Annotated in this window: 19 protein-coding genes and 1 pseudogene; 16 read left to right on the forward strand and 4 right to left on the reverse strand. The window is 70.9% G+C overall.

Translation table 11 applies throughout. From position 1 onward, the window contains the following. Nucleotides 1-7: 7 nt before the first annotated feature. The 7 genes from recG to mutM all read left to right on the forward strand — a co-directional run bounded on the left by recG (nucleotide 8) and on the right by mutM (nucleotide 6267). Nucleotides 8-2182 carry an ATP-dependent DNA helicase RecG gene (recG, locus tag AC3EO4_RS40445; RefSeq protein WP_431900757.1) on the forward strand — a complete coding sequence of 725 codons (2175 nt, stop codon included), beginning with the start codon at nucleotides 8-10 and terminating at the stop codon, nucleotides 2180-2182. A 423-nt stretch (nucleotides 2183-2605) separates the two neighbouring features. Continuing rightward, nucleotides 2606-3169, forward strand: coding sequence for a 16S rRNA (guanine(966)-N(2))-methyltransferase RsmD (gene rsmD / locus AC3EO4_RS40450; protein ID WP_379576052.1), 564 nt, complete (start codon nucleotides 2606-2608; stop codon nucleotides 3167-3169). A gap of 14 nt (nucleotides 3170-3183) precedes the next feature. Further along, nucleotides 3184-3660 carry a pantetheine-phosphate adenylyltransferase gene (coaD, locus tag AC3EO4_RS40455; protein ID WP_379576051.1) on the forward strand — a complete coding sequence of 159 codons (477 nt, stop codon included), beginning with the start codon at nucleotides 3184-3186 and terminating at the stop codon, nucleotides 3658-3660. A 53-nt stretch (nucleotides 3661-3713) separates the two neighbouring features. After that, a complete protein-coding gene (locus tag AC3EO4_RS40460) occupies nucleotides 3714-4283 on the forward strand; it encodes a YceD family protein (RefSeq protein ID WP_379576329.1) in 570 nt (189 codons plus the stop codon). Between the two features lies 1 nt (nucleotide 4284). Then, entirely contained in the window at nucleotides 4285-4464 is a 180-nt protein-coding gene (rpmF, locus tag AC3EO4_RS40465; RefSeq protein WP_183656428.1) for a 50S ribosomal protein L32, read from the forward strand. Between the two features lie 254 nt (nucleotides 4465-4718). Next, a complete protein-coding gene (rnc, locus tag AC3EO4_RS40470) occupies nucleotides 4719-5438 on the forward strand; it encodes a ribonuclease III (RefSeq protein WP_379576328.1) in 720 nt (239 codons plus the stop codon). 1 nt (nucleotide 5439) lies between these two features. Further along, the gene (gene mutM / locus AC3EO4_RS40475) at nucleotides 5440-6267 is read left to right on the forward strand and encodes a bifunctional DNA-formamidopyrimidine glycosylase/DNA-(apurinic or apyrimidinic site) lyase (protein ID WP_379576050.1); all 828 of its coding nucleotides are present in this window, start codon (nucleotides 5440-5442) and stop codon (nucleotides 6265-6267) included. Here the strand turns inward: mutM and AC3EO4_RS40480 are convergent. Beyond that, the gene (locus AC3EO4_RS40480) at nucleotides 6215-7375 is read right to left on the reverse strand and encodes an MFS transporter (protein ID WP_431900763.1); all 1161 of its coding nucleotides are present in this window, start codon (nucleotides 7373-7375) and stop codon (nucleotides 6215-6217) included. The two genes, mutM and AC3EO4_RS40480, sit on opposite strands and share 53 nt — an antisense overlap. A gap of 79 nt (nucleotides 7376-7454) precedes the next feature. Between AC3EO4_RS40480 and AC3EO4_RS40485 the strand changes: the two genes are divergently transcribed. From AC3EO4_RS40485 to AC3EO4_RS40515, 7 genes are all read left to right on the forward strand, one after another. Further along, nucleotides 7455-8333: a LysR family transcriptional regulator gene (locus AC3EO4_RS40485; RefSeq protein ID WP_431900766.1), complete on the forward strand. Its 879-nt coding sequence runs from the start codon at nucleotides 7455-7457 to the stop codon at nucleotides 8331-8333. Further along, on the forward strand, nucleotides 8326-8604 hold the full coding sequence (locus tag AC3EO4_RS40490; protein WP_379576047.1) for an acylphosphatase: 279 nt from the start codon (nucleotides 8326-8328) through the stop codon (nucleotides 8602-8604). The genes AC3EO4_RS40485 and AC3EO4_RS40490 overlap by 8 nt, the downstream gene beginning before the upstream one ends. A 191-nt stretch (nucleotides 8605-8795) precedes the next feature. Then, on the forward strand, nucleotides 8796-8990 hold the full coding sequence (locus AC3EO4_RS40495; protein WP_183656443.1) for a hypothetical protein: 195 nt from the start codon (nucleotides 8796-8798) through the stop codon (nucleotides 8988-8990). Between the two features lie 177 nt (nucleotides 8991-9167). Continuing rightward, entirely contained in the window at nucleotides 9168-12848 is a 3681-nt protein-coding gene (smc, locus tag AC3EO4_RS40500) for a chromosome segregation protein SMC (protein ID WP_431900768.1), read from the forward strand. A gap of 64 nt (nucleotides 12849-12912) precedes the next feature. Continuing rightward, on the forward strand, nucleotides 12913-14085 hold the full coding sequence (gene ftsY, locus AC3EO4_RS40505) for a signal recognition particle-docking protein FtsY (RefSeq protein WP_431900771.1): 1173 nt from the start codon (nucleotides 12913-12915) through the stop codon (nucleotides 14083-14085). Nucleotides 14086-14445: 360 nt separating this feature from the next. Beyond that, nucleotides 14446-16098 (forward strand): tetratricopeptide repeat protein, encoded by a 1653-nt coding sequence (locus AC3EO4_RS40510; RefSeq protein ID WP_431900773.1) that lies wholly within the window; start codon nucleotides 14446-14448, stop codon nucleotides 16096-16098. A 3-nt stretch (nucleotides 16099-16101) separates the two neighbouring features. Beyond that, on the forward strand, nucleotides 16102-17301 hold the full coding sequence (locus AC3EO4_RS40515; RefSeq protein ID WP_431900775.1) for an MFS transporter: 1200 nt from the start codon (nucleotides 16102-16104) through the stop codon (nucleotides 17299-17301). On the opposite strand, the gene AC3EO4_RS40520 is transcribed toward AC3EO4_RS40515, so the two are convergent. Beyond that, nucleotides 17267-18085 carry an ABC transporter ATP-binding protein gene (locus AC3EO4_RS40520; RefSeq protein WP_431900777.1) on the reverse strand — a complete coding sequence of 273 codons (819 nt, stop codon included), beginning with the start codon at nucleotides 18083-18085 and terminating at the stop codon, nucleotides 17267-17269. The genes AC3EO4_RS40515 and AC3EO4_RS40520 overlap by 35 nt on opposite strands. A 122-nt stretch (nucleotides 18086-18207) precedes the next feature. Between AC3EO4_RS40520 and AC3EO4_RS40525 the strand changes: the two are divergent. Both AC3EO4_RS40525 and AC3EO4_RS40530 read left to right on the forward strand, forming a co-directional pair. After that, a pseudogene (locus AC3EO4_RS40525) lies at nucleotides 18208-18825 on the forward strand (RNA-guided endonuclease InsQ/TnpB family protein); the annotation flags it as partial. Between the two features lie 12 nt (nucleotides 18826-18837). Continuing rightward, nucleotides 18838-19011 (forward strand): zinc ribbon domain-containing protein, encoded by a 174-nt coding sequence (locus tag AC3EO4_RS40530; protein WP_431900948.1) that lies wholly within the window; start codon nucleotides 18838-18840, stop codon nucleotides 19009-19011. A 119-nt stretch (nucleotides 19012-19130) separates the two neighbouring features. On the opposite strand, the gene AC3EO4_RS40535 is transcribed toward AC3EO4_RS40530, so the two are convergent. Both AC3EO4_RS40535 and AC3EO4_RS40540 read right to left on the reverse strand, forming a co-directional pair. Then, complete coding sequence (locus AC3EO4_RS40535) at nucleotides 19131-20174, reverse strand: FecCD family ABC transporter permease (protein WP_379576041.1); 1044 nt, start codon at nucleotides 20172-20174, stop codon at nucleotides 19131-19133. Further along, a complete protein-coding gene (locus AC3EO4_RS40540; RefSeq protein WP_431900780.1) occupies nucleotides 20171-21217 on the reverse strand; it encodes a FecCD family ABC transporter permease in 1047 nt (348 codons plus the stop codon). The genes AC3EO4_RS40535 and AC3EO4_RS40540 overlap by 4 nt, the downstream gene beginning before the upstream one ends. Nucleotides 21218-21263: the final 46 nt, after the last annotated feature.

A 21263-nucleotide genomic window follows, 5' to 3' on the forward strand; every position in this document is an offset into this window, starting at 1 on the left:
GGTTGACGTGAGTCGATTCGACGAGCCGCTGTCCAAGGCGCTCGATCCCAAGACCGCCAAGCTGCTGCAGAGCGTCCTGGAGCTGGAGACGGTCGGCGACCTGCTGCGCCACTACCCGCGCCGTTACGCCGAGCGGGGCGAGCTCACCTCGCTCGACGCGCTGGAGGTCGACGAGCACGTCACCGTGGTCGGCGAGGTCACGCGGCTGATGCGCAAGCCGATGCGCAACAGGGGCGGCACCTGGCTCGAGGTCGAGGTCGTCGACGGCACCGGCAAGAAGATCTACCTGTCGTTCTTCGGCAAGGGCTCCCACGTGGCCGAGTCGCGGCTGAAGACGGGGCGGCGCGGCATGTTCGCCGGCAAGGTCGGCCTGTTCGGCGCCCGCGGCACCCCGCGCTGGCAGCTCAGCCACCCCGAGTTCGAGCTGTTCGAGGACGAGGGCGAGGAGAGCGCGGAGGAGTTCGCCGCCGCGCCTGTGCCGATCTATCCAGCGGGCAAGGACGTCACGCCGTGGGCGATCCGCAGGGCGGTGGGAGTCATCCTCGACACGCTGGGCCCGCTCGACGACCCGCTGCCGCTGGAGCTGCGCCGCAGGCACAAGCTGCCCGACCTGGCCGACGCGCTGGTTTCGATCCACCGGCCGAAGGACTTCGGCGACGTGGTGCGGGCCCAGAAGCGGCTGAAGTTCGACGAGGCGTTCGTGCTGCAGTCCGTCCTGCTCCAGCGCAGGCAGGCGGCGGTCGCGTGGCCGGCCAAGGCCCGTCCTCCGATGGCGGACGGCCTGCTGGCGGCCTTCGACGAGCGGCTGCCGTTCTCGCTGACGGAGGGGCAGGCGGCGGTCGGCGAGGAGATCGCCGCCGACCTGTCCCTGGCGCACCCGATGCATCGGCTGCTGCAGGGCGAGGTCGGTGCGGGCAAGACGGTCGTGGCGCTGCGCGCGATGCTGCAGGTCGTCGACGCGGGCGGCCAGGCGGTGCTGCTCGCGCCCACCGAGGTCCTGGCCCAGCAGCACCACCGATCGATCACCGCGATGCTGGGCGACCTGGCGGCGGGCGGCATGTTCGGCGGCACCGCCGTGGGGCTGCTCACCGGCTCCATGGGCACGGCCGCGCGCCGCGCCGCCCTCCTCGACGCCGCCTCGGGTACGGCCGGCATCGTGGTCGGCACCCACGCCCTGCTCCAGGAGCACGTGCAGTTCGCCGACCTCGGCCTGGTCGTCGTCGACGAGCAGCACAGGTTCGGCGTCGAGCAGCGTGACGCGCTGCGCGAGAAGGTCGCGGGCGGCAGGCCCCACGTGCTGGTCATGACGGCCACCCCGATCCCGCGCACGGTCGCCATGACGGTCTTCGGCGACCTGGAGGTCTCGACGCTCTCGCAGCTGCCGTCCGGCCGCGCGCCGATCACCTCCCACGTCGTTCCCGCCGCCGAGAAGCCCCACTACCTGGAGCGCACGTGGGAGCGCGTGCGCGAGGAGGTGGGCCTGGGCCGCCAGGCCTACATCGTGTGCCCGCGCATCGGCGAGCTGGAGGGCGACGAGGGCGACCTGACCGCCTCCGACGACGACAAGCGTCCGCCGCTCGCGGTGCTGGAGGTGGCCGAGATGCTCGCCTCGGGGCCGCTCCGCGGCCTGCGGGTCGAGGTGCTGCACGGCAAGCTCCCGCCCGAGGAGAAGGACGCGATCATGCGGGCCTTCTCGCGCGGTGAGGTCGACGTCCTGGTGGCGACGACGGTGATCGAGGTCGGCGTCGACGTCCCCAACTCCTCCGTCATGATCATCATGGACGCCGACAGGTTCGGAGTCTCCCAGCTCCACCAGCTCAGGGGCCGCGTCGGGCGAGGCGGGCTGCCGGGGCTGTGCCTGCTCGTGACGGAGTTCGCGGCGGGCACGCCCGCGCGGGAGCGCCTCGAGGCGGTGGCCTCGACGCTCGACGGGTTCGAGCTGTCGCGCGTCGACCTGGAGCAGCGGCGGGAGGGCGACGTGCTGGGCGCGGCGCAGTCGGGCAAGCGGTCGTCGCTGAAGATGCTGCAGCTGCTCAGGGACGAGGACGTGATCGTCTCGGCCAGGGAGGAGGCGGCCGCGCTGCTGGCGGCCGACCCCTCGCTGTCGTCCCACGAGGGGCTGCGCGCGGAGATCGACCGGCTGCTGGGCGACGAGAAGGCCGACTACCTGGAGAAGACCTGACGACCGAGCACGAGATCCAGGGGAGGCGGGCCGAGCCGCTCGAAGGCGGGAGCCGAAGAAGGCGGTCGGCGAGCGCGGCGGCGCGCCGGTGAGCCGGAGTGGCGTGAAGGAAGGACGGTGACCGGTGACCACGGTGGCCGTGGCCCGGCGTCGCCGTACACGATGACCCCCAAAGTCGCCCAGCGCCGGGGACGGCCTCCCCCCGAATGCCGTCCCCGGCTGGGCCCACCCTCGGGTCAGGTGCCGAGGGAACCGGCGTGCGGAAGGGCTCACGATCACGCCGGTCGACCTTCATGTGGGTCACCTCGAAGGTCGCAGTCATCATCATGCTGGGCACCGGAGGGCATGGCTACGACCCTTGCGTGATCGAGGCAGACACTTGTCCACTCTTGACCTGCGTGGACATGCGGAAGAATGGGCGGCATGACGCGGATCATCGCGGGAAGCGTGGGTGGCAGGCGATTGGCGGTGCCGCCGGGCCGGACGACGCGGCCTACCAGCGACAGGGCGAGAGAAGGGGTTTTCTCGACCCTCGACTCGCTGCACGGCATCGAGGGCGCGCGCGTGATCGACCTGTACGCCGGTTCGGGTGCGGTCGGGCTCGAGGCGCTGTCGAGGGGCGCGGCCCACGCGCTGCTGGTCGAGGCGGACGCGCGGGCGGTCAGGACGATCAAGGCCAACGTCAAGGACCTGGGTTTCGAGACGGCCACGGTGGTGGCCGACAGGGTGGAACGGCTGCTGGCCAAACCGGGAGAGCCGTACGACATCGTGTTCGCCGATCCGCCCTACGCGGTGACCGACGAGGACGTCACGAGGGTCCTGGAGTCGCTGCGCGACAACGGGTGGCTCGCGCCCGACGCGCTCGTCGCGGTGGAACGCGAGAGCAGGGGGAAGGACCTGGTGTGGCCCCCGGGCTACGAAGAGGAGAGGGTCCGTCGTTACGGCGAAGCGGCCGTTTGGTACGGTCGCGCCGCCGGGAACCCGTAAACGTGGGAGGCGATGTGCGCCGCGTAGTGTGCCCGGGGTCGTTCGACCCCATCACCAACGGACACCTCGACATCATCGGCCGGTCAGCCCGGCTGTATGACGAGGTGACGGTCGCCGTTCTGATCAACGTCGAGAAGAAGAGCCTGTTCACGGTCGAGGAGCGCATCGACATCCTTCAGACGGTGACGAAGGAGTACCCCAACGTCAGGGTCGAGAAGTTCCACGGGCTGCTCGTGGACTTCTGCCGCCAGAACGACATCCCCGCGATCGTCAAGGGCATCCGCGTGGTCAGCGACTTCGACTACGAGCTGCAGATGGCGCAGCTCAACTACCGGCTGTCCGGTGTCGAGACGCTCTTCATGCCGACCAATCCGGAATACTCGTTCCTGTCCTCGTCCCGAGTGAAGGAGATCGCCCGCTACGGCGGCGATGTGTCGGGACTCGTCCCGGATCTCGTGCACAAGCTCTTGATCGAACGGCTCAGGGGCTGACCGGTGCCTGGTATCGTTGCTATCTGGCCTTGTACGACGGCGACGATTTCGCCATGCCTAGCGAGAGCAGGATGACTCAGCACCTCGACCCCCGCGCCCCGTGGGTGATCTCCACTCATGACCTGGGCAGGCGGCCGGGCTCGATGCGGCAGATGACTCTGTCCCTCCCGGCACCGGCAGATCTCGGCGTCGACATGATCGGTGTCCCCAAGGACGCCGAAGTCGAGCTGGACATTCGGCTCGAAGCAGTGATGGAAGGCGTGCTCGTCTCGGGCACCGCACACGCTCCGCTCGTGGGGGAGTGTGCTCGGTGTCTCGACCCGTTGACCTCGGAGATCGGGGTCAACCTGCAGGAGCTGTTCTTCTACTCCGACGAGGACGCCTCGGAGGAGGACTCACTGCTCGACGGTGAACTTCTCGACCTCGAGCCGACGTTCCGTGACGCGGTGGTGCTCGCACTGCCGCTCAGTCCCGTCTGCGGTGAAGACTGCCGGGGGCTATGCACGGAGTGCGGGGTCAAGCTGGCCGAGGCCGGCCCTGACCACGGGCACGAGATGATCGACGCTCGCTGGGCGTCGTTGCAGGGTCTGTTTTCCGAGAACGATAACGATCAGGAGAAGTGACGTGGCCGTCCCGAAGCGGAAGATGTCGCGGAGCAACACCCGCTCCCGCCGCGCCCAGTGGAAGACGTCTGCTGTCGCGCTGGTGAGCTGCCCGCAGTGCCGTTCGCCCAAGCAGCCGCACATCGCGTGCCCGACCTGCGGCACCTACAACCGCCGTCAGGTCATCGAGCCGTCTGCCTGATCGCACATTCCAGCAAGGAGCGCGAGCGATCGCGCTTCCCAACGGCTGTTGACGGAGTGCCGACCGGATGCGATGGCGCCCGGTCGGCGTCACCGTCTCAGGTGCGTGCGGCGGCGGTTCGCCCGCGGTCGTGGTGGACGCCGGGGCTGGTCCCCGACGCCCACCACGTTTTCGGGCATCTCTCAGTTCCATCGCCCACGCGTTCTGGAGAGATGCTCTGAGGAGGAGAAAACGTGGGCACAGGTCCCAAGCCAGTGGCTGTCGAGGTCGCCAGAGACGAGCTTGAGCGGGTTCTTTCCGTCAGGCTCGACGCCGACATCCTCGAGCGGGCGCTGACGCACCGCTCCTACGCGTACGAGAACGGTGGCCTGCCCACCAACGAGCGCCTGGAGTTCCTCGGCGACTCGGTGCTCGGCCTCGTGGTCACCGACACCCTCTATCGCAACCACCCCGACCTGCCCGAGGGCCAGCTGGCCAAGCTCAGGGCGGCCGTGGTCAACATGCGCGCCCTGGCCGACGTGGCCAGGCATCTCGGCCTGGGCAGGTTCATGCGCCTGGGCAGGGGCGAGGAGGGCACGGGCGGGCGCGACAAGTCGTCGATCCTCGCCGACACCCTCGAGGCGCTGATCGGCGCGATCTACGTGAACCAGGGCCTCGACGAGGCCTTCAGGGTCGTCCACGTGCTGTTCGACCCGCTGATCACCCGTTCGGCCTCGCTCGGCGCCGGTCTCGACTGGAAGACCTCGCTGCAGGAGCTCACCGCCTCCGAGGCGCTCGGCGTGCCCGAGTACCACGTCGAGGAGAGCGGCCCCGACCACGCCAAGTCCTTCACCGCCGAGGTGCGGGTGGGCGGCGAGTCCTACGGCTCGGGCAAGGGCCGCAGCAAGAAGGAGGCCGAGCAGCAGGCGGCCGAGGCTGCGTGGACCCGCATCAGGGCACGCAGGGAACAGCGCGAGAGCCAGCCGGCGGGCTGACGTGCCTGAGCTGCCGGAGGTCGAGGTCGTCCGCCGTGGCCTGGCGGAGTGGGTCACGGGGCGGACGATCGCGGCGAGTGAGGTCCTGCATCCGCGTGCCGTGCGGCGGCAGCTCGGTGTCTTCGACGTCGCCCACCGCGTGATCGTCTCGGCCGAGCGGCGCGGCAAGTACCTGTGGCTGCCGCTCGACGGCGACGAGGCGATCCTCGCCCACCTCGGGATGAGCGGGCAGCTGCTCGTCGTCTCTCCAGAGTCCGCGCTGGAGAAGCATCTCAGGGTGCGGCTGTCGTTCGCCGATGGCGGCAACGACCTGCGCTTCGTCGACCAGCGCACGTTCGGCCACGTGATGCTCACCGCGCTCGTCGACGGGGTGCCCGAGCCGATCGCGCACATCGCGCCCGACCCGTTCGAGGCCGCCTTCGACGAGGAGCTGTTCACCAGGAGGCTGCGGGCCAAGCGCACCGAGATCAAGCGGGCGTTGCTCGACCAGTCGCTGATCAGCGGTGTCGGCAACATCTACGCCGACGAGGCGCTCTGGCTGGCCAGGCTCCACTGGGCGCGCCCCACGGAGACCCTCACCAAGGCCAAGATCGCTGAGCTTCTGGCGGCCGTGCGCCAGGTCATGAGTGCCGCCCTGGTGCAGGGCGGCACCTCGTTCGACAGCCTGTACGTGAACGTCAACGGCGAGAGCGGCTACTTCGACCGCTCGCTGGAGGCCTACGGCAGGCGCGACCTGCCGTGCTCGCGGTGCGGCACGCCGATCAGGCGGGACGCGTTCATGAACCGATCGTCGTTCTCCTGCCCCAGATGCCAGCGTAAGCCGCGGTGAGCAGGGCGAGGACGGCCCCGAACCACATCGTCGCGCTCGGTGAGGAGGCGTCCACGATCCTGCCGCCGAGCAGCGCGCCCAGCGCGATGGCCGCGTTGAAGACCGACGACAGCATGGCCATGCCCGCCTCGCCGCAGCCGGCCCTGGCGACCCAGAGCTGACCGGTCACCGACACGCCTCCGTAGGAGACGCCCCACAGCAGGAGCATGAAGGCGCCGGCGAGCGGTAGTCCGGCCGTCGACACCGCGATCAGGATGGCGAGCACCGCCATGACCTCCCTCGGCCGGTGGGCGGCCTTCGCGCCGGCGCCGAAGTTGCCTGCGACGCCCGCGATGCCGTACGCGAGGAGGAGGAGGCTGATCAGGCCGGGGCCCGCGCCGGAGACCTGCTCCAGGAACGGGCGGATGTAGGTGTAGGCGGCGAAGTGACCGGTCACCACGAGGGCCGTGGCGACGAGGACGGTCCTGAGCGGGCCGTCGCGCCACACGCCGAGCAGTTCGGCGGGCCGTACCGCGCGGGTGGCCGGTAGTGGCGGCAGCAGGAGGGCGAGCCCGGCCATGACCGCGACGGCGAGGACGGCCACCGCCACGAAGGCCGCCCGCCACCCCGCCATGGACAGGATCAGCGTGCCGGCGGGCACGCCGAGCACCGAGGCCACGGAGACGCCGCCGGCGATCATCGCGGCCGCCCTGCCGATGTGCCGTTCGGGGACCAGCCGTCCGGCGAGGCTGGCGGCGAAGGCCCAGAACCCGCCGATGCTCACCCCTACCAGCACCCTGGCCGTCAACATGACCGCGTAGGAGGGGGAGAGGGCGGCCAGCAGGTTGGCGCCCGCGAGCAGAGCCATGAGCGCGACCAGCACGACCCGCCGGTCGAGCCGTCCCGCGACCACCGCCAGCAGGGGCGCGGAAAGGGCGGCCACGAGTCCAGGCGCGGACATGGTCAACCCCGCCACGCCCGGAGAGACGCCGAGCGCCGTCCCCATGGGCGTCAGCAGGCCGACGGGGAGCATCTCGCTGGTCACGATGGTGAAGGTGCCGACCGCGACGGCGGATACGGCGAGCCAGGGCACACGGGAGGTGTCGGCGGCGGTGTCGATAGTCGTCATGCTCCGAGCCTTCTGGCCCCCACCTGCGGGAACAATGACGAAGATCGAAGCCTTGGTTTAGTCAGGCTAAGGAGTCGTGATGGAGTTCAGGGAACTGGAGTGCTTCGTCGTGCTCAGCGAGGAGCTGCACTTCGCCAGGGCCGCGGAGCGCCTCTACCTGTCGCCCGGCAGGGTCAGCCAGCTCGTGCGCGCGCTGGAGACCAGGATCGGGGCCAGGCTGTTCGAGCGCACCAGCAGGCGCGTACGGCTGACGCCGCTGGGCGAGCGCTTCCTGGTCGACCTGCGCCCCGCCTATGACGGCCTGGCGGCCGCGGTCGGCAGGGCCAGGTCGGCCGCCAGGATGGTCGAGGGTGTGCTGCGCGTGGGTTTCCTGGGCACGCCGACGGACATCGTCACCGGCACGGTCAGGGAGTTCGAGCGGCTCCATCCCGCGTGCGAGGTGGAGCTGGTGGAGGTGCCGATGGCCGACCCGTTCGGCAAGCTGCGCGAGGGCAAGGTGGACGTGAGCTTCACGCTGCTGCCCGTGGACGAGCCCGACCTGGAGACGGGCGCGGGACTGAACAAGGTCCCCCTGCAGGTGGCGCTCTCGCCGCGCCATCCGCTGTCCCGCAGGGCGCGCATCGAGGCGGAGGAGCTGGCGGAGCTGCCGCTGGTGGGGCTCGACGGCCCGGCCCCTCGCCGGTGGCGCGAGCTCACCGCGCCCACGACCACGCCGCTCGGGCGGCCGATTCCCTCGGCGGGTACGGTCTCCACGAGCCAGGAAGGCCTCACGCAGGTCGCGCTGAACAGGGGCGCCATGCTGTTCTGCACCCCGACGGCCGCCTACCACGGACGTGACGATGTCACGTTCGTGCCGGTCGTGGGGTTGCCCGACTCGGTGCTCGGGCTGGTCTGGCGCAAGGAGGCGGAGACGGCGGCGGTGCGCGCCTTCCAACGGGCAGGAGTGAGTCATGAGTGAGAACGTGCGGCTGACGGCATGGGTGCGCGGCCGTGTGCAGGGCGTCGGGTTCCGCTGGTGGACCCGGGCGCGGGCGCTGGAGCTCGGGCTGGTCGGCTGGGCCCGTAACACTGCCGACGGGCGGGTGGAAGTGGTCGCCGAGGGGCCGAAGGCGGCCGGCGTCAAGCTGGTCGAGCTGCTCAGGGGTTGCGACACACCGGGCAGAGTGGATGGAGTTGTGGAGCGCTGGAGTGAAGCACGAGGTAGTTTGAGCGGGTTTGTAGAGCGGTAGCGCCTTCCTTCAAACGCCCCAAATAGGGTATATTTGTATGTCGGGAGTGCCCATCGGTAGGCCCATGCGGTGCGTTCGACTTGACCGCCCACACTGCCGATGCGACTCTTGTTAGGTACCACGCGCACCCCTCCCGCAGAACAAGAAGTGCGCGAACCAGTCTGGTCACTCAGCGTGGAGGACCCTTTACCATGGCGAAGGCTCTACTCGGCCACGTCGGCGGTCCTGACCCTCGGATGGTCTCGGAGATGCGCCGCTTGCAGCAGCGGATCCGCGACCTGGAGGCAGAACTCACCCGGCTCCAGGCACAAAATGACGCTCTTGCGGCGCAGACACGCGATGAGGCGTTCAGCCGTCTGCAGGAGCGCGAGCCGGCTCTCACCTGAGAGATCGGGAGCGCCACATTCAGGGACGTCTCGGAGAGGCGTCCCTTGCTATTTTCTCCGCCTCCTTTTCTTGGAGGCGTTTTTACTGTCCTCACGGTGGCAGAAGCGCGGTGACCAGCGGCGGGCTCCGCGGCCCAGTAGGCTTTCCGGAAGTCGGTTCAGGGAGGGCAGCGTTCGGTGTATCTGAAGACCCTCACGCTGCGCGGCTTCAAGTCCTTCGCCTCCGCCACCGCCCTCCGTCTCGAACCCGGCATCACCTGTGTGGTCGGCCCCAACGGCTCGGGCAAGTCCAACGTCGTCGACGCCCTGGCCTGGGTCATGGGCGAGCACAGCGCCAAGTCGCTGCGCGGCGGCAAGATGGAGGACGTCATCTTCGCCGGCACCTCCAGCCGCCCTCCGCTGGGCAGGGCCGAGGTCACGCTCACGATCGACAACACCGACGGCGCGCTCCCGATCGACTACACCGAGGTGACGATCAGCCGCCTGATGTTCAGGTCGGGACAGAGCGAGTACGCGATCAACGGCGACACCTGCCGCCTGCTCGACATCCAGGAGCTGCTGTCCGACTCGGGCATCGGCCGTGAGATGCACGTCATCGTCGGGCAGGGGCAGCTCGACGCGGTGCTCCACGCGGGCCCCGAGGACCGGCGGGCCTTCATCGAGGAGGCCGCCGGCGTTCTCAAGCACCGCAAGCGCAAGGAGAAGGCGCTGCGGAAGCTCGACGCGATGCAGGCCAACCTCACGCGCGCCCAGGACCTCGCCACCGAGCTGCGCCGCCAGCTGAAGCCGCTGGGCAGGCAGGCGGAGATCGCCCGCAAGGCCGCGGTCATCCAGGCCGACCTGCGCGACGCGCGGCTGCGGCTGCTGGCCGACGACGTCTGCATCCTGAGGGAGACCCTCCAGCGGGAGGCCGCCGACGAGGCGGCGATCCTGTCGCGCAGGGCGCAGGTGGAGGCCGAGCTGGCCGAGGGGCAGCGCCGCGAGGAGGCGCTGGAGGCGGCGGAGGCCGAGGCGCAGCCCAGGCTCACGGCCGCCCAGGAGACCTACTTCCGCCTCGCCTCGCTCAGGGAACGGTTCACGGGCCTGGAGCATCTGGCGGCCGAGCGGCACCGCCACGCCCTCGACGCCGCCTCGATCGAGCGGCGCGGGCGCGATCCCGAGGAGCTGGAGCGGGAGGCGGCCGAGGTCCGCGAGCAGGAGCTGGAGCTGGCCGCGGCGCTGGAGCAGGCCCAGGAGCTGCTGGAGGCGGCCGTGGGCAGGCGCGAGGAGGCCGAGACCGCGCTCAAGGCGGAGGAGCAGCGCCTGGCGATGGCCGCGAGGGCGGCAGCCGATCGGCGTGAGGGGCTGGCCAGGCTGCGTGGACGGGTCGACTCCGCGCGCAGCAGGGCCCGCGCCGCCGAGGAGGAGATCGGCAGGCTGAGCAGGGCCGTCGCGGAGGCCGACGAGCGGGCCGCGCGGGCCGGCGAGGAGCTGCGGGCCCAGGAGGTCGACGAGCCGGCGGTCGATCCCGCCTTGGCCGAGGAACTGCTCACCGCCCAGGCGGCGGTCGAGGAGGCCAGATCTGTCGCCGACGCCGCGCGCGAGGCCGTCGAACAGGCCAAGGAGGCGCTGGCCGCACCGCAGGCCGCGCTGCGGGCCGCCAAGGCCGCGGTCGGTACGGCACGCGCCGCCGACCAGGAGGCGCAGCGGTCGGTCGCCGCGCTCCAGGCCCGTCGTGAGGCGCTGGAGCTCGGCCTGGCCAAGGGCGCTGACGGAGGCGCCGCGCTGGTGGCGGCCGGTCTGCCGGGAGTCCTCGGGCCGCTGGCCGCCTCGATGACCGTCACGCCGGGGTTCGAGGTCGCCATCGCGGCCGTGCTCGGGCAGGTCGCCGAGGCGGTCGCCGTCGAGTCGCTCGGCGCGGCGGTGGAGGCGCTGGAGCATCTGCGGGCCAAGGAGGCGGGCCAGGCGACGCTGCTGGTGGCGGGCGCGCCCGGCGGGGCGGACAGCGGGGCGCGCGCCGTACTGCCCGCCGAGGGGCGGTGGGCGGCCGAGCTGGTCGGCGTCCCCGGCCACCTCAGGGCGGCCGTCGACCGCCTCCTCGCGGACGTGGCCGTCGTGGCCGATCTCGACCAGGCGCGCGACCTCGTCGAGCGGCACCCGGAGGTGCGGGCCGTCACGCGCGGAGGTGACCTCGTGGGCGCGCACCTGGCCAGCGGCGGCTCCGAGGGCGGCACCTCCGTGCTGCAGGTGCGGGCCGCGCTCGACGACGCGATCGCCGACCTGGAGGAGGCGAAGGAGCGCGCCGGGAGCACCGTGGTCGTCATGGAGGAGTCCGCGGCGGCCGAGACGGCCGCACAGGCGGCGCTGGAGGCCGCGCAGTCCCACGTCAACGAGGCGCAGAGCGCGGCCGGCAGCGCGCAGGCGGGGGTGAGCGCCGCGCAGGGCGTGCTCGACCAGGTCAGGGCGCGGCAGCGAGAGGCCGACCAGGCCAGTGCCGCGGCGGCCAGGCGGCTGGCCCAGCTGGGCGCCGCGGCCAAGGCGGCGGCCGACGAGTCCGAGCGCCTGGCAGGCAGCGTGCGGGCGGCGCAGGAGGCGCGCGAGGAGGGCCTGGCCGAGCTGTCCGAGCTGGAGATCGAGCTCGCCGAGGCCGAGTACGCGCAGGAGCTGGAGACCGAGCCGACCACGGAGGCGCGCGACGAGCTGGCCACGGCGTGCCAGCTGACCAGGCAGGCCGAGATGGAGACCCGCCTGCAGGTCCGCACGTCGGAGGAGCGGGTCAAGGGCATCGCGGGCAGGGCGGACGGCCTCGTGCGGGCCGCCGAGCGCGAGCGCCAGGAGCGGCTGACGGCCGCCGCGCAGCGCGAGCGGCGCAGGCGGCAGGCGGCGGTGGCCGAGTCGGTGGTGCGGGGGGCCAAGCAGGTGCTGCGCGCCCTGGCCGCCTCGATCGAGCTGGCCGCGCGCGAGCGCGACGAGGCCGACCTGGCGAGGGTCGCCGTCGACGCCGAGCTGAAGCAGGTGCGGCTGCGGGTCAGGGAGCTGGGCCAGGAGCTCGACAAGCTGGTCAACAGGGTGCACGGCAGCGAGATGGCCCGCACCGAGCAGCGGATGCGGCTCGAGCAGATGGAGGAGCGGGCGCTGGAGGAGTTCGGCGTCTCGTCCGACGCGCTGATCTCCGAGTACGGCCCGACGGCGGCCGTTCCCGGCGACCCGCCCGTGCCGTATGTGCGGGAGGAGCAGGAGAAGCGGATGAGGGCCGCCGAGCGGCAGATGACGCAGCTCGGCAAGGTCAACCCGCTGGCCCTGGAGGAGTTCGCGGCGCTGGAGGAGCGCCACGCGTTCCTGACCTCCCAGCTCGAGGACCTCAAGAAGACGCGGCGCGAGCTGATGACCGTCGTCCAGGAGGTCGACAACCGGGTGGAGGCGATGTTCTCCTCCGCCTACGAGGACGTGGCCAGGGAGTTCGAGCAGATCTTCACGCGTGTCTTCCCCGGCGGGGAGGGGCGGCTGATCCTGACCGACCCCAGCGACATGCTGACCACGGGCATCGAGGTGGAGGCCAGGCCGCCGGGCAAGAAGGTCAAGCGGCTCTCGCTGCTGTCGGGCGGCGAGCGGTCGCTGACGGCGGTCGCCTTCCTGATCTCCATCTTCAAGGCGCGGCCCTCGCCCTTCTACGTGATGGACGAGGTCGAGGCGGCCCTCGACGACACCAACACCCAGCGGCTGCTGACGTTGTTCGAGGAGCTGAGGGAGAGTTCCCAGCTCATCGTCATCACGCACAACAAGCGGACGATGGAGATCGCCGACGCGCTCTACGGCGTCTCGATGCGCGGCGACGGCGTCACCCAGGTGGTCTCCCAGCGTCTAAGGGAGAACGTCTGATTTTGTACGGCACGCGGCATTGCGGGGCGTGACCATCCTGGACGATCTGGAAAACTGGGTTGCTGTGAGCGAATACCTCGGCATCATCGTGATCGTGATCGTCGTCGCCCTGCTGGCGATCGGCGGCATGTTCTTCCTGTACAGGCCGGGGCGCAAGGCCGTGCCGCCGCCGGTCGAGGCGCCCGAGGTCAAGCCCGCCCCCGAGCCCGAGGCCGAACGGGCCCAGCCGGAGGAAGAGGGCACCACGACCACGGTGCCGCCCCCGGTCAAGCCGGCCGAGACCATCATCAAGAAGCCCGAGGTGGAGGTTCCTCCGCCGTCCGCGGGCCGTATGGTGCGGCTGCGCTCACGCCTCGCCCGCTCGCAGAGCGCCCTCGGCAAGGGACTGCTGGAGCTGCTGTCGCGCGACAGGCTCGACGACGAGGTATGGGACGAGATCGAGGAGAGCCTCATCACCGCCGACGTCGGCATCTCGCCGACCCAGACGATGGTCGAGGAACTGCGCACCAAGGTCAAGGTGCTCGGCACCCGCACCCCCGACGAGGTGCGCGGCCTGCTGCGCGAGGAGCTGCTCAAGCAGATCGACCCCGAGCTCGACCGCACCCTCCAGGTGGGCAAGCACGGCGAGCGTCCTGCCATCGTGCTGGTCGTCGGCGTCAACGGCACCGGTAAGACCACCACCACGGGCAAGCTGGCCCGATCCCTCGTCGGCGACGGCAAGAAGGTCGTGCTCGGCGCGGCGGACACCTTCCGCGCGGCCGCGGCCGACCAGCTGCAGACCTGGGGTGAGAGGGTCGGCGCCGAGGTGGTGCGCGGCCCCGAGGGGGGCGACCCCGCCTCCGTGGCCTTCGACGCCGCGGCCAAGGGCATCGAGGACAAGGTGGACGTGGTCATCGTCGACACGGCGGGCCGCCTGCACACCAAGACCGGCCTGATGGACGAGCTGGGCAAGGTGAAGCGGGTCATCGAGAAGAAGGGCACCGTGGACGAGGTCCTGCTCGTCCTGGACGCCACCACCGGCCAGAACGGCATGCGGCAGGCGCAGGTGTTCGCCGAGGTGGTCAACATCACGGGCATCGCGCTGACCAAGCTGGACGGCACGGCCAAGGGCGGCATCGTCATCTCGGTGCAGCGTGAGCTGGGCGTGCCGGTGAAACTCGTGGGCCTCGGCGAGGGTCCTGACGATCTCGCGCCGTTCGACCCCGAGGTGTTCGTCGACGCGATTCTGGGCGACTGACGTTCAAACACGTTTTCGGACGCTCTGCGCAACAGCGTGGGGCCTGTCCGTATAACTAGGGAAATGTCCCTTATCGGACTTTCTCTTGATCTCGATAGTCATCCGTGTTCACATGGGTCGGTCATTGGAGATCGCGGGCGGCTGCGCAAACGTCCGCGGTCTCCTCGCATGGTCCGATGAAGAAGGTGGACATGAAAAAGGTTGTCGTGTACAAGAGCGGCTCAGTCAAGCCGGCAGGCTCCGCCGCTCCGCGGCACAAGGGCTGATCGGCGCGTGGCCGGTGCCCCCTGACGGGGTGCCGGCCATGCTGCTGTCCGGACGACGAAACCGCGCAGGAAGCCCCCGGGGGATCAGGTACACGTGACCGTCATCGACGCCGACCGGCGTGTTCGCGGGCCGTACACGCTCGCCTCCGCCCTCCTCGACATTTTCGTCCCTGAGGCGCTCGAGCGCCGGCCCGACCTGGTGGCCGGGCACGACATCGAGATCGCCGTCGCGGCGCCGCACCTGAAGATCCCGAGGAGCAGGCTCTCGCTGGCCGACGCCCTGCCGCAGGCCGAGCGCATCCTCATCCCCGGGGCCCGCCGTACGCTGCGGATCGCCAACGGGCTGGCCGAGTTCGTCCGCTCGTGCCTGGACGGCGAGCCGCGCACGGTGACGGTCGACAACCTCGAAGCGGCCGACCAGACCGACGCCGAGCTCGTCGAGGTGCTGCGCAGGCGGGTACCTGACCTGACCGTCGTCCCCGGCGAGTCGCGGCCAGGGGGACCCGTGCCCGCCGACTTCGATCGCTACCGCGACGAGGGGTTCCACCACGCGATGGCGGAGGCGGGGCTGGCGGCGCTCGACGGCCTGCGGCACGACGATGACCCCGAGCGCTGGATGACGCTCGTCCACCGGACGGCCGGAGCGCTGGAGGCGATCGAGCGGGAGGACGAGGCGCTGGCCCTCTACGAGCTGGCCAGGCGGCACACCGTCGACCCGAGGCACCGGGCCTCGGTGGCCTGCTCGCTGGCGACCCTGCTGGTGCGCCACCACGACCCGGTACGGCGCGACCCCGAGGCGGCCGTGGCCTGGATCAACGAGGCGATCACCATCACCTCGCTGCTGAGGGAGCCGCGCGAGCGCGCCTTCCACCTGGGCTTCGACCTCAACGCCAAGGCGCTGGTCGAGGTGCGCAGGCGGCGGTTCGGCGAGTCGGCCCGCCTGGTCCAGGAGGCCATCGACCTGGCCGAGCGCGACCTCGCCGACGTCCACCCGATCCATCGGCTCGTGCTCTACGCCAACAGGGCCCAGCTCAGGGCCATGTCGGGCGAGCCCGATGCGGCCCTGGCCGACTACACGCGGGCCATCGAGGCCGACCCCGGCTACCCCGACTACTACCTCGACAGGGGTGACCTGCTGCGCAGGCTGGGCCGGACGGGACAGGCGCTGGCCGACTTCGAGAACGCCATGCGGCTGAGCCCGCCGTGGCCCGAGCCGCACTACAACAGGGCCGAACTGCGATACGAGGCGGGCGATCTGGCGGGCGCGCTCGAGGACCTCGACTACGCGCTGGAGCTCGATCCCGAGTTCGCTCCCGCCTACGTGAACAGGGCCGGGCTCAGAGCCGCGACAGGGGAGTACGGCCTGGCCAGGAGCGACGTGGAGCTCGGACTCGGACTCGATCCCGGCAACCCGCACCTGCTGTGCGTGCTGGGCCAGGTCGAGGCGGCCGAAGGAAGGCCCGCCGAGGCGCGGGCCGCCTTCGACGCCGCGCTGAAGACGGAGCCCGCGCTGGTGGAGGCGTGGGCGAGCAGGGGAGCGCTGTCGTTCGAGCTCGGCCGGTACGGCGAGGCCGTCGCCGACCTCTCCCGGGCGGTCGAGCTGAAGGAGAGTCCCGAGCTGCTGTTCAACAGGGCGATGGCGCTGCGGGCCGCCGGCCGTACCGAGCGGGCCATGGCGGATCTGCGCAGGGCGGCCGAACTCGCGCCGGGCGACGAGGATGTCAGAGCCGCGCTGTCGGGGGAGTGAGCGGTGGGGACGAGGTTCTGGCTGCTGCTGGGCGGATTCCTGGTCTCCTCGCTCGGGACGTGGATCTACCGGCTCGCCCTGCCGCTCATGGTCCTGGAGCTGACCGGCTCCGCGCTCGGCACCGGGCTGGTCTACGTGCTGGAGTACCTGCCCTATCTCGCCCTGGCGATGGTCGGCGGCGTGCTGGCCGACCGGCACAGCCGCAAGCTGATCCTCGTGACGGGCGACCTGGCCGCGGGCGCGCTCGCCCTCGTGCTCGCCGTGACGGTGACGCTGGGCGCGCCGCCGCTCTGGCTGATCTATGTGATGGCCTTCCTGCTGGCCTGCGTCGACCCGCTCTACCAGCCCGCGTTCCGGGCGATCATGCCTTCGCTCGTGCCCGTCGACCGGCTGGCCCCGGCGAACGCGCGCATCCACATCGGCGAGCACGCGGTGAACATGGTGGGGCCCGTGCTCGGCGGCGCGCTGGTCGTCGCCTTCGGCCACCAGGTAGCGATCTACGTCGACGCGGGCACGTTCGTGGTGTCGGCGGCGCTGATCGGCTTGATCAGGACCGTGCCCGCCGCGGCGAGGGCGAGCAGGCCGGTGCTCGCCGATCTGCGGGAGGGGCTCAGGTTCCTGTTCAGGCAGGAGCGGACGGTTCTGACGCTCGCCTGCTACGCCTTCGCGGGCAACTTCGGGGTCTGGCTGCTGCTGGCCAACATGGTGTTCTACCTGACCTCCTACCATCACTTCACCCCTGCGCAGATCGGCCTCGTCTACGCCTTCCAGGGCGCGGGCGCGGTGGTCGGCGGCCTGCTCGGTTCACGCCTGCTGCCGAAGGTGAGACCCGTCACGCTGATCAGCGCGAGCATGCTGATGGAGGGCGTGTCCATCCTGGCGATGATCCCCGCCCGAGGGCCGCTGCTGATCGGGCTGGCCTGGATGGGGCAGTTCGCCGCGGCGGGCGTCGGGATCGTGGCGATCATGACCGTCCGGCAGCGTCTCATCCCCGACCACCTGCTTGGCAGGGTGCTGGGCACGGCCCGCATGATCGCTTTCCTGGCCATCCCGATGGCGGCGCTGGCCGCGGGGGCGTTCGAGTCCGTCGTGCACAACGCCTACACGCTCATGGCGTTCGCGGGCGTGGCCGGCCTCACGATCGCCGTGGCGGCGGGGCGCTCGTCGCTCAGGAACGTGGTTCTGGAGCCAGCCGCTCCCTGACCGGCGCCCTGGTGCCGATGGGGACGACGAGCGGGGTGCCCGCCACCGGGTCGGCGATGACCATGGCGTCCAGGTCGAACACCTCGCTCAGGAGATCCTCCGTCAGCACCTCGTGCGGCGTGCCCGCCGCGACGACCCTGCCCTCGCGCATGGCGACCAGGCGGTCGGCGTAGCGGGCTGCGAGGTTGAGGTCGTGCAGCACCATGACGATGGTCCTGCCCGCCTCGGCGTGCAGATGCCGCACCAGCTCGAGGACCTCCACCTGGTGGGCCAGGTCGAGAAAGGTCGTCGGCTCGTCCAGCAGGAGCAGGTCGGTGCCCTGGGCCAGGGCCATGGAGATCCAGGCGCGCTGCCGCTGCCCGCCCGACAGCTCGTCCAGCGGCCGTTCTGCCAGGTCGGCCAGGCCGGTCATGGCCAGCGCCCGCACGACCGACGACTCGTCGTCGGACGACCACTGGCGATACCAGGTCTGGTGCGGATGCCTGCCCCTGGACACCAGGTCGGAGACGGTCAGCCCCTCGGGCGCCGTGGGCGACTGGGGCAGCATGCCGAGGACCTTGGCGACCTCGCGGGTGGGCATCCTGTCGATGCGCTTGCCGTCGAGCAGCACCTCGCCGCCCGAGGGCTTCAGCAGCCGGCCGAGGGCGCGCAGCAGCGTGGACTTGCCGCAGCCGTTCGGCCCGATGATCGTGGTCACGGTGCCCGCCTCGACGCCCAGGTCGAGTCCGTCCACGATGACGCGCTCGCCGTACGCGAGCCTGACGTTGACGGCCTGGAGCCTCATCGGAACCCCTGAAGCGTGGAGACCCCGGGCTTCAGCCCTGGGGAGGAAACGCGGCACGGTGCCACACCTTCCGTTCGAACAAACACGCGATACTTAGCTGATCGTTCGGTAGAATGCGAGACGTGGCGCAGAGCGTGAAGCGGGCATTCAAGTACCGCTTCTACCCGACGCCCGAGCAAGCCTCTGAGCTTGCCCGGACATTCGGCCGCGCCCGCCTCGTCTACACCAAGGCGCCGGAGGAGCGCACCCGCGCCTACACCCAGCAAGGGCGCCGCATCTCCTACGTGGAGTCGTCGGCCGCGCTGACCGAGTGGAAACGCACCGACGAGCTCGCGTTCCTGAACGCGGTGTCCTCGGTCCCGCTCCAGTAGGCGCTGCGTCACCTGCAGGCCGCCTTCGCCGACTTCTTCGCCAAGCGGGCCGGATACCCGGCGTTCAAGTCCCGCAAGAAGTCGCGGCTGTCGGCCGAGTACACCCGCTCTGCGTTCACCTTCCGCGACGGGCGGCTCACCCTGGCCAAGATGGACGGGCCGCTGGACATCGTGTGGTCGCGTCCGCTTCCCGAGGGCGTCGAGCCGTCCACGGTGACGGTGTCGAAGGACACGGCCGGACGCTGGTTCTTGTCCGTCCTCTGCGAGGACGCGATCCGGCCGCTCGATCCCGTGGCGCGGTCGGTCGGCGTGGACGCGGGTATCACCGCCCTGGTGACGCTGTCGACCGGAGAGAAGGTCGTCAACCCTGGTGGGCGGAAGCTGGTCGTGATCGACCGCTGGTTTCCCTGCTCCAAGCTGTGCTCGGCGTGCGGCCTTCTGCAAGACACGATGCCGCTGAACGTCCGGAGCCGGGAATGCGTGTGCGGCGCGTCCCACGACCGGGATGTGAACGCGGCCAAGAACATCCTCGCGGCCGGGCCGGCCGAGAGGTGAAACGCCTGTGGAGCCGGCGTGAGACCCAAGCAGCGCAAGCTGGGCGGGCGGCCGGCGGTGAAGCAGGAAACCCGACCCGCGAGGGTTGGAGTCCCCCGGCTTCAGCCGTGGGGAGGAGGTCAATTGCGTGCCCTCCAGATGAGGTGGATCAGATACGGCGCGCCCAGCACCGCCGTGACGACGCCGACGGGCAGCTCGATGGGGGAGAAGGCGACTCTGGCGATCAGGTCGGCGGCGGCGGTGAGCAGCGCGCCCACGATCGCCGAGGACAGCAGCGGCGGCTGGGCTGACCTGGTCAGGCGCAGCGCGATCTGGGGCGCCGCCAGCGCGACGAAGGCGATCGGGCCGGCGGAGGCGGTCGAGACCGCGGCCAGCAGCACGGCGGCCAGGATCATCAGGCCGCGCGCCAGGTTCATCCGCACGCCGAGCGAGGTGACGGTGTCGTCGCCGTAGCGCAGCGCGTCGAGGGAGCGGGTGCCCAGCAGCGTCACGGGGATCAGCAGGGCCACCGCGATCGCGACCGGCGTGACGTGTTCCCATCCGCGCCCGTTGAGCGAGCCGCTGATCCAGACCATGGCCCTGCCGGTGTCGTTGACGTCGCCGACCGTCAGCAGCCAGAACTTGATGTTGGTGAACACCGCGGCCACGCCGATGCCGACCAGGACCAGGCGGTAGCCGTCCAGGCCGCGCCGCCACGCCAGGGAGTAGACGATCGCCGCGCCCAGCAGGCCGCCGAGCAGGGCGAGTGCCGGGATGCCGACGGTGGCGAGCAGGCCGCTGACCCCGCCGTAGACGCTGCCGGAGGCCACGACGCCGGCGACGACCGTGACGGAGGCACCGGTGGTGACGCCCAGGATCTCGGGGCTGGCCAGCGGGTTGCGGGCGATGGACTGCGTGATCGCGCCCGCGAGCGCGAGCGCGGCGCCGACCAGCGCGCCGGTCAGCGCGCGGGGCAGGCGCAGGTCCATGACGACGAAGTGGTTGGCGCTGCCGGTGTCGACGACGGCGCGGAGGACCTCGGCCAGGGACATGGGGATGTCGCCGATGCGCATGTTGAGCGCCATGAGCAGGACGACCAGGACGAGCCCGAGAACGGTCACCGCGACGCCGCGCGGCCGTACCCGCCAGGACAGGCCACCGATCCTGAGCGCGAGAGACGTCACAGCCGCACCGGCTTCCTGCGCCGCACCAGCGCGATGAAGAAGGGAGCGCCCATCAGCGCGAGCACGACGCCGACCTCCAGCTCGCCCGGAGGCGCGACCACCCGTCCGATGACGTCGGCCACCAGCAGCAGCGCGGCGCCCACGAGGCCGGAGAACGGCAGCAGCCACCGGTGGTCGGTGCCGGACAGCGGACGGGCCAGGTGCGGGACGATGAGCCCGATGAAGGACAGCGAGCCGCAGGCCGCGACCGTCGCGCCGGACAGCAGGGTGACGGCGGCGATGCCGACGCCCCTGGTCAGCGCGATGTTCTGGCCGAGGCTGCGGGCGACGTCCTCGCCCAGGGAGAGCGCGTTGAGCCCGGGTGCGTTGATCATCGCGAGGACGAGCCCGACGAGGATGAAGGGCACGACCTGCCAGACGACGTCCGCGCCCCTGGCGGCGATCGAGCCCGCCTGCCAGAACCTGAAGACGTCCATGGCCTGCTCGTCCACCAGGACCAGCGCGGAGGTGAGCGCGTAGAGGAAGGCGCTGACGGCGGTGCCCGCGAGGGCGAGTGTGACAGGGGTGGGCCCGCCGCGACCGCCGACCATGCCGAGCGCGAACACGCCGGCGCTGGCGATCAGCGCGCCCGCGAGGCCGAACCAGATGTAGGCGTACAGGCTGGTCGTGCCGAGGAAGATGATGCTCGCCACCATCGCGAACGCCGCGCCCTGGGTGATGCCGAGCAGGCCGGGATCGGCCAGCGGGTTGCGGGTGTGACCCTGCATCAGCGCGCCCGCCACGCCGAGTGCGACCCCCGCGAGGACTCCGAGCGCGGTCCTCGGCACCCGGAGGGAGCGGATGACGATGTCGTTCTCGGTGCCGGTGGGGGAGAAGAGCGCATGCCACGCGTCGGCGAGCGGAACGGCCTTCGAGCCGATCGTGATGCTCATCACGATGGCGACGGTGACGACGGTGAGAAGTCCGCAGAACACGGCACTGCGTCGTCCCACCACGTTTCCTTCCTTGTTGCCCGACCCGGTGAAGTATGCCAGCTTAGGCATAGCTAATCTAAATGAGGTTTGCCTTACCTAAACGCGAGAGGGATCC

The sequence above is a fragment of the Nonomuraea sp. bgisy101 genome, assembly GCF_057708945.1.